Origin of the sequence: Bacillus sp. S2(2024), from assembly GCF_050474045.1 — a bacterium.
Classification (GTDB): Bacteria; Bacillota; Bacilli; order Bacillales; family Bacillaceae_G; genus Bacillus_A; species Bacillus_A yunxiaonensis.
This window is the reverse complement of record NZ_JBFLUS010000003.1, coordinates 1,076,674-1,088,871: the sequence shown is the minus strand read 5'-3', so window position 1 is coordinate 1,088,871 and position 12,198 is coordinate 1,076,674. Positions and strand designations below refer to the sequence as shown.

General features: G+C 35.0%; 13 protein-coding genes and 1 other annotated feature (1 of these 14 only partly in view). Of the genes, 7 read left to right on the top strand and 6 right to left on the bottom strand.

Annotation, left to right across the window (positions count from 1 at the left end; all coding sequences use genetic code 11):
• Window positions 1-212: 212 nt before the first annotated feature.
• The 3 genes from AB1284_RS05535 (at window position 213) to AB1284_RS05525 (ending at window position 2,754) form a co-directional block, all read left to right on the top strand.
• A complete protein-coding gene (locus AB1284_RS05535; protein ID WP_230573966.1) occupies window positions 213-833 on the top strand; it encodes a DUF47 domain-containing protein in 621 nt (206 codons plus the stop codon).
• An 11-nt stretch (window positions 834-844) separates the two neighbouring features.
• The gene (locus AB1284_RS05530) at window positions 845-1,843 is read left to right on the top strand and encodes an inorganic phosphate transporter (RefSeq protein ID WP_429751029.1); all 999 of its coding nucleotides are present in this window, start codon (window positions 845-847) and stop codon (window positions 1,841-1,843) included.
• Window positions 1,844-1,953: 110 nt separating this feature from the next.
• A complete protein-coding gene (locus AB1284_RS05525; protein ID WP_429751031.1) occupies window positions 1,954-2,754 on the top strand; it encodes a sulfite exporter TauE/SafE family protein in 801 nt (266 codons plus the stop codon).
• Between the two features lie 654 nt (window positions 2,755-3,408).
• Here the strand turns inward: AB1284_RS05525 and AB1284_RS05520 are convergent.
• The gene (locus AB1284_RS05520; protein ID WP_429751032.1) at window positions 3,409-3,633 is read right to left on the bottom strand and encodes a hypothetical protein; all 225 of its coding nucleotides are present in this window, start codon (window positions 3,631-3,633) and stop codon (window positions 3,409-3,411) included.
• Window positions 3,634-3,906: 273 nt separating this feature from the next.
• Here AB1284_RS05520 and AB1284_RS05515 point away from each other — a divergent pair, with 273 nt between their 5' ends.
• On the top strand, window positions 3,907-4,419 hold the full coding sequence (locus AB1284_RS05515; protein ID WP_429751034.1) for a Crp/Fnr family transcriptional regulator: 513 nt from the start codon (window positions 3,907-3,909) through the stop codon (window positions 4,417-4,419).
• A 17-nt stretch (window positions 4,420-4,436) separates the two neighbouring features.
• Here AB1284_RS05515 and hmpA read toward each other — a convergent pair whose 3' ends face one another.
• From hmpA to AB1284_RS05500, 3 genes are all read right to left on the bottom strand, one after another.
• Window positions 4,437-5,645, bottom strand: a complete 1,209-nt coding sequence (hmpA, locus tag AB1284_RS05510) for an NO-inducible flavohemoprotein (RefSeq protein ID WP_429751036.1) — start codon at window positions 5,643-5,645, stop codon at window positions 4,437-4,439.
• A gap of 303 nt (window positions 5,646-5,948) precedes the next feature.
• The gene (locus tag AB1284_RS05505; protein WP_429751038.1) at window positions 5,949-6,467 is read right to left on the bottom strand and encodes a hypothetical protein; all 519 of its coding nucleotides are present in this window, start codon (window positions 6,465-6,467) and stop codon (window positions 5,949-5,951) included.
• Window positions 6,468-6,591: 124 nt separating this feature from the next.
• Window positions 6,592-7,689, bottom strand: a complete 1,098-nt coding sequence (locus tag AB1284_RS05500) for a site-2 protease family protein (RefSeq protein ID WP_429751040.1) — start codon at window positions 7,687-7,689, stop codon at window positions 6,592-6,594.
• A gap of 140 nt (window positions 7,690-7,829) precedes the next feature.
• Here AB1284_RS05500 and AB1284_RS05495 point away from each other — a divergent pair, with 140 nt between their 5' ends.
• On the top strand, window positions 7,830-8,009 hold the full coding sequence (locus AB1284_RS05495; protein ID WP_413789198.1) for a hypothetical protein: 180 nt from the start codon (window positions 7,830-7,832) through the stop codon (window positions 8,007-8,009).
• A gap of 53 nt (window positions 8,010-8,062) precedes the next feature.
• Here the strand turns inward: AB1284_RS05495 and AB1284_RS05490 are convergent, their stop codons facing one another.
• Complete coding sequence (locus AB1284_RS05490; RefSeq protein ID WP_429751042.1) at window positions 8,063-8,929, bottom strand: hypothetical protein; 867 nt, start codon at window positions 8,927-8,929, stop codon at window positions 8,063-8,065.
• A gap of 111 nt (window positions 8,930-9,040) precedes the next feature.
• Here AB1284_RS05490 and AB1284_RS05485 point away from each other — a divergent pair, with 111 nt between their 5' ends.
• Window positions 9,041-9,817, top strand: a complete 777-nt coding sequence (locus tag AB1284_RS05485; protein WP_429751044.1) for a class I SAM-dependent methyltransferase — start codon at window positions 9,041-9,043, stop codon at window positions 9,815-9,817.
• Between the two features lie 33 nt (window positions 9,818-9,850).
• Here AB1284_RS05485 and AB1284_RS05480 read toward each other — a convergent pair whose 3' ends face one another.
• Window positions 9,851-10,060 (bottom strand): hypothetical protein, encoded by a 210-nt coding sequence (locus AB1284_RS05480; RefSeq protein ID WP_336483020.1) that lies wholly within the window; start codon window positions 10,058-10,060, stop codon window positions 9,851-9,853.
• A gap of 400 nt (window positions 10,061-10,460) precedes the next feature.
• Here AB1284_RS05480 and AB1284_RS05475 point away from each other — a divergent pair, with 400 nt between their 5' ends.
• Window positions 10,461-12,002 carry a bifunctional metallophosphatase/5'-nucleotidase gene (locus tag AB1284_RS05475; protein WP_429751046.1) on the top strand — a complete coding sequence of 514 codons (1,542 nt, stop codon included), beginning with the start codon at window positions 10,461-10,463 and terminating at the stop codon, window positions 12,000-12,002.
• A gap of 41 nt (window positions 12,003-12,043) precedes the next feature.
• Window positions 12,044-12,198: a binding site (T-box leader), on the top strand (it continues 105 nt past the right edge of the window).

Sequence of the window (12,198 nt, the reverse complement as noted above, 5' to 3'; positions counted from 1 at the left end):
TCTAAGCTATCCTTTTCATACTTTTTGTTTGAAAAGGACATTCTATAAGTACAAGAATTACTAAAAAAGTGTTAACATTACTAATTTTTCAACTTGTCTAATGTTAAGTTTTTGTAAACTTTTCGATAAAATGTTTTAAAAACCGACAGCTTTTTGATAGAATGAACTAGCCAATATGCTTTACATAACTATTTTTTGGTGGGGGTAACAATATGGTTTTCAAATCGAAAAAAGACAAATTTTCAGAAATGTTAACGAATATCTCTGAAAATTTAAAAGAAGGCGCTCAATTTTTTGTGGAGTATAAAATTAAAAACGCAAGTGATTTAAAAGAATTCTCCATGCGCATGAAAGAGTATGAGTCAAAGGGTGACTCATTTATTCACGAAATCATTATGGAATTAAACAAAGCGTTTATCACTCCAATTGAACGTGAAGACATTTTACAACTTGCAATGAGTATGGATGATGTATTAGACGGATTAGATCATAGTGCAGGTCTATTTGAAATGTATTCTATTACAGAAGCAGACGAATACATGATTAAATTCGTTGATGCAATTAATCAGTGTGCGATTGAAATTGCATCGTCTATTGAGTTGATGTCCAATAAAAAGCTACTCGATATTCGTACAAATGCGATCAAAATTAAAGATTACGAATCAAAATGTGATGACATTCGTAGACATGCTATTAAGCATCTATTCTCTCGTGAGAAAGATCCAATTAAGATTATTCAATACAAAGAAATTTACGAAGAATTAGAAGAAGTTGCTGACAGCTGTCAAAGCGTAGCAAATGTTTTAGAAACAATTATTATGAAGAACGCATAAGGAGTTTGATCATGGATACACTCTTGATTTTAACCGTTTTAGTTGTCATTTGTGCTTTAGCTTTCGACTTTATTAACGGATTCCATGATACAGCAAATGCTATCGCAACAGCTGTTTCAACAAAGGCTTTAAAGCCAAGACAAGCCATTCTTTTGGCATCTATTATGAACTTTTTAGGTGCAATGACATTTACGGGTGTAGCAAAAACTATTACAAAAGATATTGTCGATCCATTTACATTACCAAATGGTAGTGTCGTTATTTTAGCAGCGCTAATTGCTGCTATCGCATGGAACTTAATTACTTGGTACTATGGAATTCCAAGTAGTTCATCTCATGCAATTATCGGTGCTATTGCTGGGGCAGCTATCGCTGCTGCTGGGATACATTCATTAAATTATAAAGGCTTCATTAAAATTATTGAAGCTTTAGTTATTTCACCGATTATCGCTTTCGTCATTGGTTTTATCGTATATGGTATTTTTAAAGTTTCCTTTAAAAATTTTAATCTGACGAAAACAAATAAAAATTTCCGTTTATTCCAAGTGTTCACAGCCGCATTGCAATCTTATACACATGGCACAAACGATGCTCAAAAAGCGATGGGTATTATTACAATGGCCCTTATCGCAAATAATTATCATACTTCAACAGATATCCCTTTTTGGGTACAACTCGCGTGTGCAACCGCAATGGGTCTTGGTACTTCTATTGGTGGATGGAAAATTATCAAAACTGTCGGTGGACAAATTATGAAAATCCGCCCTGTAAATGGTGTAGCTGCTGATTTATCTTCATCAATTGTTATTTTCGGTGCAACTTTCATTCATTTACCGGTAAGTACAACACACGTTATTTCATCTTCTATTTTAGGTGTTGGTGCTTCACATCGCGTAAAAGGTGTAAAGTGGGGAACAGCAAAGCGCATGTTAATTACATGGGTCATCACACTCCCTATTTCAGCTTCATTAGCTGCTTTATGCTATTACGTATTAAACCTTATTTTCTAAAAAAAGTCGTCTTCTTATGTAGAAGACGACTTTTTTGTGAACACACATCATTCTGATACAAAACATTGTATAATAATGATGTATTTGTTACAAAAGAGGAGATGTTACAGTTGGAATATATTATGCTATTACTTGTTGGATTATTAGCAGGTACAATTGGAAGTCTAGTTGGTCTTGGTGGGGGAATCATTATCGTTCCGCTACTGATTGGCTTACATAGTCTTTCTCCCCAATTGGCTGTTGGTACTTCAATTGTTACTGTCGTATTTACAGGTTTGGCTTCTACCCTCACATACATGAAGCATAAGAGAGTTGATTACAAAAGTGGCCTTATTTTATTTATAGGGAGTGGTCCTGGAGGAATTATCGGATCATGGGCAAATAAATTTTTAAATCAAAATTCCTTCTCTTTATACTTTGGAATTTTTCTTATTTTCGTATCCATTTTACTGATGCTAAAAGATAAAATGAAGCCCCTTTCCCTTTCAAACAGTTCTGTTATTAAACGCTCCTTTACAACTTCTGAAGGAGAGACCATATTTTATCAGTTTCCACCTTTTCTTGCTACCATTATTTCATTTGGTGTAGGTTTTATTTCTGGTTTATTTGGAATTGGTGGAGGTGCCCTATTAGTTCCAGCGATGATGCTTCTCTTTGCTTTTCCAGCCCAAATCGCTGTCGCTACATCAATGTTTATTGTTTTTTTATCTGCAATTGTAAATTCAGCAACTCATATTTCACTTGGTAATGTAAGCTGGCTCTATGCCCTTGTTTTAATCCCCGGAGCATGGATTGGCGGGAAAGTTGGAGCTTATATTAATACAAAACTAAGCGGTAAAGCTATTATCAATTTATTACGCATTACCTTAATCATTCTCGGTGCACGTATGATTATTAGTTCCATTTTGTAACGCATTCTTTTAGAATGCGTTTCTTTTATATACATGTGAAAAAAAACACTCCTAACATAATACATAATAATGAGCAGGCACAAAGTAAGATAAAATTAGAAATGCGGAAATTTCTCAAGATAATCACTCCTATATTTGTTACATCTTTTGTATTTTATCCTACTCTAACTTACAGTAAGACTTATCCTGAATTTAGTAGATAAAAATAAAGCGAAACTTCCATTAGCGGGCGATGGAGAATCCCATTTGCTTTATCATACCGAAAAAAAACAACATATACATTTACAATGCCCTAACAATATAGAAGTGAATGTTGCAAATCATATGTAATTATTACATTATATATACAATTTCATTGTTTTACACTTATAGGGTGAAACTTTCATCCGTGGGGATTTTTCCATCCCCCACCTATCTTCTGTAGAAAAGCGGAAGCGGCTCGTTCAGAATGTGAGGGGAATGGAGCTTCTGACGTAGAGGTGTTTTTTTATCTCGTAGGAAGAAGCGAAGCCACCGAACATTCTAGCCACTGAAGCTGGACAATGCCTTCACCAAATCTTGAGGTGGAGATCTTAGCAGGATAAACAAAAAACAAGCCGAAAAATGCTTCTCTCCTAAATAAAGAGAAGCATTTCTCGGCTTGTTACATTTCCGTCAGTGTACAAGCGACCATCCCACAAAATCTTCATGGACTTTTCTTGCCCGTTTATCGTTTCTATCATATAATTCTGCATAACTATCTGTTTCTTCATCATAAGCCATCGTATAAATGATTTGTCCATCTATTTCGACCGATAGAACAACTCCACCCTTCATTTCTTCCACATGTATCACTGCATCTGTTGAAATCTTCACATCAGTCATTTTTTCATCTAACATGGTATGCCCCCTAAAAAATATTCCTTTCTAGTACCGTCCTTACACATACACACTAAACAGTATACTACTGTAATATGATATATTTCGTCAATAAAATTGATAGGCTTTATGTGAAGTGTATGCCCTTTTAGATAAATTTACATTTCCATTAGCAGGAGATTACTAAATTGCAAAATAAAGCTATAACATTTCTTCTGCATTTCATAAAAATAGTCTTATGCAAACAATTCCTCTATAATAAAATGAAAAGCAATATATAAAGAGGTGCTTACATTGATTTTACATAAAGGAGAAATACTATTTCGTCAAGGAGAGGAAGGCCCTCTATATTTTGTAAAAAGCGGTCTATTAAAAGTAGTTCGCTTCCAAGAGGACGGCACGTCTTTTTTATTTAATATTATTGTTCCAGGTGAAACAATCCCTCACCACTCTTTAATATCTCCAAAAGAATATCATGGAACCGCAATCGCTTTAGTTAAGACTGAAGTAGAGCCAATTTTATGCAACGCATGGTATGAACAATTACATGCAAATCCCGAATCTTATGCCGATATCGCCCTTCAGCTGCAAACAAAATTACGAATGATGCAAGAGCGTATTGATCAGCTTACAACCGTTTCTCCAAAAGAGCGGCTACTTCGTTTACAAAAATGGTTTACAACATATTTAGGAGACATTCCAATCTATGAAATTTTAACCCAAACAGAAATTGGTCAACTCATTGGCATCCGCCGTGAAACTGTAAATCGTCTACTTCGAGAACAAACAAAAAACGAGGTGAGTTAACACCTCGTTCTTTTTCATTATTGTAAGCTAGCTGCTGGCCCAAAGAATTCAAAATGAATATTCTCTGGTGTCACGCCCCATTCTATCAAAGCTGTATGAATATGCTTCATAAATGGAACCGGTCCGCAGAAGTAGAAATCCGCTTCGCTGGAAGGAATAATAGTTTGTAACCACGCTAAATCAATGTAGCCTTCTTTATCATAATTTTTTACTTTCTTGTCTTGCTCAGTTGGATTAGAGTAGCAAGTATATACTTTTACTTGTTCATGCTCTTTGGCTACATTTGCAACATAGTCTTTCATTGCGTGTACATCACTGTTTAACGCGCCGTGAATAAAGTATACATTACGGTTTGGCGATTGCTCAATTAATGTATTTAACATACTCATCATTGGTGTAATTCCTACGCCACCACTAATCAATACAACTGGTAACTGTGAATCCATATTCAGCACAAAATCCCCTGCTGGTGCGCTTAGTGGTAAAATATCCCCTTCATTTACATGATCATGTAAATAATTCGATACCATTCCATCTAAACCTTCTGCACCTTTCTCACGTTTCACACTAATGCGATAGTAATCCTTTCCAGGTGCATCTGATAAACTATACTGACGGTTATGTGTATATGTTTCTCCTTCAATATTTAACTGTACACTTACATATTGTCCTGGTAAGAATGAAGATAGCGCTCCCCCATCTTCTGGTTTTAAATAAAAGGATGTAATCACATCGCTCTCTTTTTCTTTTTTCACAACAATAAAATTACGGAAATCTTTCCAACCGCCTGTTTTTCCTGCAGCTTCTTCATACATCTCTGCTTCTATACCAATAAATGCATCAGCGATCACACCATATGCTTCTCCCCAAGCATCTAATACTTCTTGCGGAGCATCAGCTACTTCTTTAATCGCTTGTAGTAAACATTTACCAACAATTGGATAGTGTTCTGCTTTAATACCTAAGCTACGATGTTTATGTCCAATTTGTTTCACAACTGGAATGATCACCGCTAAGTTATCAATATAATTAGCAGCTGCGTATACTGCATTTGCTAATGCTTGCTGCTGTCTCCCTTGTTTTTGATTTGCATGGTTAAAAATATTTAATAGTTCCGGATGCTCAGAAAACATAATTTGATAAAAACGTGTTGTAATCTCCACACCTTTTTCTTGTAATAACGGTACAGTTGATTTTACAATTTCAATTGTTTTTGGACTTAACATACTATCCACTCCTCTATTTCCTTATCTACTGCCATTGTATACGATATCTAAAATCTAAGTTGTGATTTTAATCACTATAAACATGATGTTTTTGTGAAAAACATCATAAAGTGAAACTTTAATCAGCGTCCCCCTATCAACTGTACTTGTCTCTCCATCTTGAGATAAGGTCTTACTGTCCACGAATAGCGGGATAAATGACACCATCTATCTTCTTTAAGAAATTCCTCGTGAGATCGAGAAAAATGTTACTGTATATGAAAGTAATATCAATAATAAAAAGACATACTAAGTATGCCTTTTTTACTGCGCTTGTAATGCCTGTTCTATTACTTTTACATCTTTCCCATTTCCAAACTCTGTATACCCCCAAATATTCGTTTCACCTGTATATTTATTTACAATAATATCTAAGTCATGATATACACGATGTGCATAAGTGATATATTCAATATTACGATCTGCTACCCCTTTTTTCAAAATCTCATAACTTCGTTTCACATCTCGTTTTATTTGCTTATTTTTCACTTTTTTCTCAAAATCTTTTAAAGAATGCTCCTGTTCTTGAAACCATTTAATGAAATGGCTCCAGTCTCCATCTGTATATTTTTCTGCTTTTCCATAATTTAAAAAGTTGTTATAACTTTCGTGTGTCGTACGAATAAATTGTAATACCTCTTTTGTCTCATCAACCTCTTCTACTTTCGGCATTGCCGCTACACCAGCTGGCTTACTCGCATAGTGTACAAAAAATTTGGTTAAACCGTAACTAGTGATTCCCATGACAATAAGAATTCCAAGTATATTCCACATTTTTTTCATACACCATACTCCTTTTCCTTATATAAATATTACATTTATTTCTATAAAATATAATATTTGTAATTTTCTATAAAGAAGTAGGGATTCCTGTATAAACTGTTCTTATCATTTCGACAACGTTTTTCTACAAATTACGTGTCGGAAGTTGATCTTGTAAGACAATATTTCCTTGGTATGTAGCATATCCGAGTAATACGAGTAAAAGTATATATAAAATGAACATACCAATACGAGTTTTCATATTTGCAGAATAGTACTTTTCATACTGTTCTTTTTCTTCTTCCCACTTATGTAATTTTCGCTCTGACACTGCTACTGCATCTTGCATCAATAAAAGATGCTGTTCTCTTTCCTCTTCATACGGTACGTAATCAAGTGGTTCAAATTTAGGATGCAAGTAATCTAATGCTATTTTTCTTTGACGTTCTTCTTTTGTTAATGTTTTATCTCGTTCTTTTTGACTAAGCATCATCACTTCATGATGCATCATATAGATGGTGCGATGAAGTGCACCCGTTTCTCTCAATTCGTCTTTCAAACGTATAATATATTCTTTTATGGTATCTATTTTCCAACCAAGCTCTTGGATTGGTTGATTTCGCTTTGATACTCTGTGCCATTCTAAACAACCAAATACAAAAATAAATCCAAAGAAAATACTTTTTTGTACAATTGCGTAACCAAGTAATATAACAAGGCCCAGCGCCCAAATTTTCGTACTTACAACAGAAACAATTCGTCCACCATCGAGTGGTGATACGGGAATTAAGTTAAAGAAATTAATCATACTACCAAGCACAATAACAAGTGCCCAGAACGGTTCTTTTGTTATCATATATAGCGGAATTGCTGGCAAAAAAGAAAATAAACCAAATAACGGTCCCATATATGCAATGTATGCCTCGTCTTTTGCGTTTTTAGGCAATTCTTTCATTCCTATAACCGCTCCCATGAATGGGATAAAAATAGCAGGTGATGTTGCAATCCCTTTTCTTCTCGCCGCCCACAAATGACCCATTTCATGAATAAGTAATAAGTATACAAGCGCAACACCAAATTTCCATCCATATATCGCTGCATAAGCACCAAGAGATAACAACATACTAAATATAGTCGAAAACTTTGCTAGTTTCACAATAGCAAATACCCATTTTAATTTAGATAACAGAAAAACACCAACTGCTGCAACGATTCCCCATAATCCTTTTGTATTTTGTTTCATATTCCTCTCCTTACCAATAGTCTTTTTCTTCTTAATTATGCCATATATTTTAATTTTATTGGGAACGACTGTTTAATTCATCCATTTTTAGCCAATACTATACATGCAAGGAGGTGAAAACAGTGACATTACAAGCTGTTATGATCGGTGCCTTATCTTTTCTAGCTTCTATGCTTATTTTTTATACTGTTGGACATGTATTGCTATTGGATTGGCTGCCAAACAATATTTTTATTAGCTCCATTATCCTTTCTGCACTTATTATCGCTTATTTCATTACGCGAAAATCTATGAATGAACCGTCAACAAAAACAAAATAAAAGAGTGATGAGATTTTATTCATCACTCTTTTTCTCATTTCCTAGAAAAAACTTTACCTTTGTAAATCCATCTTCTCTCCATATTCTTTCACTATTTGAATAATATTTTGAAACGCACCAATCTCCTCTTTTTTATAATTAAACATTTTTAAATCATATTGGTCATAGTACGTTTCTAACATTTTTAGCTGAGACGATGATATGTCGCTAACAGGAATTAAAAAATTTACTTCATACTGTTTATATCCTTCTTTTACTATTTCACCTTGAATTTGTTCACTTTTTTCTTTATTTATTATCTTTTGTACTTTCGGTGGAAAATATATTTGGAAATAATAGTTTTTTTCTTTTTCTAGTTTTTTATATAATGCATCTGAAATTGTGTAATATACTGTATAATGAACTGTATTTTCCTTTGTTTTAATGTGAAAACGCGTAATTTGTAAGTCTTTTTTAGTAATTTCAGTTATAGTTGATGGTTGTTCTGCCTCATTTTGTGTTGAAGGTGCTGTTGGAAATAAAGAAAGCAGCTTCTCTGTATCCACCTTTGATATAATATAGAAATTTTTTGTATCTGTTTCTTTTTGTAACCAACCTGTTCTCGCTTCTGTACGAAGCCAAGCTTTATACCTTTCTTCTTGTCCATTTTTCTTAATGGTAATCACATATTCTGGTTCACCTAATTCACCTATTATGTTTTGTTTTTCCGCTTTATTTATAATATTTGCAATAAGTTTTGCTTCCTCATCCTTCAATACTTTTTCTTCTTGTCCTGTTTTGGATACAATTATTTGTATGTTCTCTTCCATAACATTCCCCGCTTCTTTTGCTGATTTCTCACCTTGTTCTATTTTCTTGCCCATTTGGTTACATGCAACTAATAAGAAAAGAACGAACATGAATAACCATTTTTTTCGCATTGCTCCCATCCTCATTTCTCAAAATAAGAAAAGCTTATTGTTCTCAAAAGAAAACAAAATCAACCTAACAAACAAAATCGGATATAATATACATGAAAGGGGGCTTACAGCATGCCAATAAATTTTCACAGTCCAAACAATAAATATACGTATACAAATCGTCAAGCAACAGATTCATGGACATTTATGATTCAAAATATTGTGAACGTCAAAGAAAAGAGAGTGATTGATATTGGATGCGGTGGTGGTATTTATACAAAACAACTCGCTATGATGGGGGCAGCTGAAGCAGTTGGTTTTGATTTTTCAAATGAGATGCTCGAAGCTGCCAAGGAAAATTGCGCTCACATACAAAATGTTTCATTTGTACAAGGCGACGCTCATAACCTTCCTTTTGCAGATGCAACCTTTGACATTGTTATATCACGAGCTGTTATTCATCATCTAGAGCATATTCCACAATTTTTACAAGAAGCATATCGAATTTTAAAGAAAAACGGTATACTTATTCTCCAGGATCGAACAATTGAAGATTGCACAATTCCAGGAAGTCCAGAACATATTCGCGGCTATTTCTTTTCTTGCTACCCAAAATTAATCCATACAGAAGCAAAGCGGAGACCTAAAACAAATCAAATACTGCATTGGTTACACGACAGCGGCTTCCATACAAATCCTATTGAAACTCTTTGGGAAGTTCGTAAAGTCCATCCTTCAATTGAAAATTTACTTCAAGATTTATCCCCTCGGACAGGTCGCTCTATTTTACATGAATTATCGGACGACGAGCTCTCTCAATTATTAGAGTACATTCAATCTAAATTTCATAATAAATCCCCTATTATAGAACAGGATCGGTGGACTATTTGGACAGCCGTGAAAGAGTAGCAAGCCTCACATATTGTGAGGCTTGCTACTCTTTCATAACCTTGTTCGGCAACACTCTTGATATCCACCGCTTCTTGCCTGTGCTCTACCACACTTCGAACATACTAAAAATCTGGATTGATTTGCAAACAAACTACCTTTATCAAAAAGTAACACTCCTGCTTGTTTAAGCGAACGAGAATAATATAACCATATAAAACCACAAATTGCAGTAATACATAACAATACACCCATTACAAGCATCTTCGTCACCTCTGCTTTGTCTGTTCTTTCCAGCGAGTGGATGATTACATTATTCTCTACATTGAACGATAATTCCTTCTTTTTCTCATGAAAACTCCCCGCAGTTATCCCCCACCTAGCTTCTTTAGAAAAGCGGAAGCGGCTCGCTAAGAATCGCAGGACGCTAGGGCTTAAGGCGGAGAGGCGCTTTTCGCCTCGTCCGAGGGGGTTGAAACGACCGAACATTCTAGCCACTGAAGCTGGACAGTGCATCTCTTTCTTGAGGTGGGAGTCTTACTGCCCGCGAATAGCAGGATAAAAAATCTTATAATTTCCACAAAAAATTTACGATTTTTTAATAAAATAAAATGTTGTCCTTCTATTACAATAAAAATACCATTATATGTAAAGGAGTGACAACATGATTAACTTTCTTTTATGTATTCCTTTTCTCATTTCTATAACTCTTTCTTCATTTTTTCCTATTTCAGAACCTTCCGAAATACAAGTGCAAATAATCGGATTAAATGATTTGCACGGACAAATCAATACAACTACAATGCTGCACGGACAACCTGCTGGCCGCGCCGATTATATAGCCTCCTATATTAAATCATCTAAAGAACAATTTCCCCATACCTTACTTGTTCATGCCGGTGATATGATCGGTGGAAGTCCTCCCATTTCCGCTCTCTTTCAAGATGAGCCAACAATAGAATTTTTAAATATGCTGAAATTTGATGTCGGAACAGTTGGTAATCATGAATTTGACAAAGGTATAGACGAACTAAAGCGACTCATTGATGGCGGTTTTCATCCGAAAACAGGTATGTTTCCGGGTAGCTCTTTTCCTTATGTTTGTGCGAATGTAGTAGCTACTGACACAAATGAACCCCTATTTCCACCATATGCGATTAAGTGGATTGATGGTATCCCCATTGCTTTTATTGGCATCGTAACAAAAGATACACCATTTCTTACTATGCACAATGATATTTCAGCGGTCACTTTTTTAGATGAAGCTACTGCCATTCAAACATGTGTACAAGAATTACAGCAAAAAGGTATCCATGCAATTATCGTTCTTGCTCATCTAGATGGTAAGACAGCAGGCGGAATTACTTACGGACCACTTGCTGATTTAGCAAGCAAACTTGATGATGATGTAGATATATTATTTGGTGCACATAATCATTCTTATATGAATGGATATGTGAATGGAAAACTACTCGTTGAAGCGTATTCTTACGGAAGGGCTCTCACGGATGTGCAGCTCACAATCAATCGCAAAACAAAAGATATTACAAAAAAAACCGCAAAGATCCTTCCTACTTATCATAATCAAATACAACCTAATCCAATTATCCGGACATGGCTACAGAGCTATCAAACAAAAATGTCCCCATTAACCGAGCAAATACTTGGAAAAAGCGTACACAAGCTGACACGAGATCAAAATAGAAACGGAGAAGCAGATCTCGGTGCTCTTCTTGCTGCCTCTCAGCGTCAGGCTATGCAAGCTGACATTGCATTTGTCAATCCCGGCAGCATTCGCCATGACTTACCCGCTGGTTTCATTACATGGGAAAATACCTTTCTCATTCAACCTTTTGAAAATAAACTCATTAAAATGGATTTAACCGGTAAAGAAATTCGAAATGCCCTGAATGAACAATGGAATGACGAAATACGTATGTTACAAGTATCTGGAATTCATTACACATGGAAAGAAAATAAGTTAACATCAATTACACTAGAAAATGGTGAACTACTCGAAGATGATGCAACATACTCTGTCGTAGTAAATTCTTTTCTGGCAAACGGAGGAGATAAATTTACAATTTTTCAAAAGGGACGGAATCGCGTTGAAGGCCCGACAGATCAAGAAGCATTTGTAAATTTCATCCGTTCTACTCCATCTTTAGAAAACATTCAAGCTAATCATATTCAAAAAATGGATTGACACTTTCCAAAAAATATGTTTAAAATATTTCAAATACTTTTAAAAATTTATTGACGAGAACGAGTACGTTATGAATCTGTTCCTCAGAGAGTTGGCGCTTTGCTGAAAGCCAACGTTCAGACCATATCCGAAAATCCTCTCCGAGAAGTAGAACTGAACGATAAAGTAAGTTCTTACCGGTCGTCCACCGTTACAA

Coding starts and splice junctions, on each gene's coding strand:
- AB1284_RS05535 (WP_230573966.1), top strand. CDS start 213: ATGGTTTTCAAATCGAAAAAAGACAAATTTTCAGAAATGTTAACGAAT.
- AB1284_RS05530 (WP_429751029.1), top strand. CDS start 845: ATGGATACACTCTTGATTTTAACCGTTTTAGTTGTCATTTGTGCTTTA.
- AB1284_RS05520 (WP_429751032.1), bottom strand. CDS start 3,633: ATGTTAGATGAAAAAATGACTGATGTGAAGATTTCAACAGATGCAGTG.
- hmpA (WP_429751036.1), bottom strand. CDS start 5,645: ATGTTAAGTCCAAAAACAATTGAAATTGTAAAATCAACTGTACCGTTA.
- AB1284_RS05505 (WP_429751038.1), bottom strand. CDS start 6,467: ATGAAAAAAATGTGGAATATACTTGGAATTCTTATTGTCATGGGAATC.
- AB1284_RS05500 (WP_429751040.1), bottom strand. CDS start 7,689: ATGAAACAAAATACAAAAGGATTATGGGGAATCGTTGCAGCAGTTGGT.
- AB1284_RS05495 (WP_413789198.1), top strand. CDS start 7,830: ATGATCGGTGCCTTATCTTTTCTAGCTTCTATGCTTATTTTTTATACT.
- AB1284_RS05490 (WP_429751042.1), bottom strand. CDS start 8,929: ATGCGAAAAAAATGGTTATTCATGTTCGTTCTTTTCTTATTAGTTGCA.
- AB1284_RS05485 (WP_429751044.1), top strand. CDS start 9,041: ATGCCAATAAATTTTCACAGTCCAAACAATAAATATACGTATACAAAT.
- AB1284_RS05480 (WP_336483020.1), bottom strand. CDS start 10,060: ATGCTTGTAATGGGTGTATTGTTATGTATTACTGCAATTTGTGGTTTT.
- AB1284_RS05475 (WP_429751046.1), top strand. CDS start 10,461: ATGATTAACTTTCTTTTATGTATTCCTTTTCTCATTTCTATAACTCTT.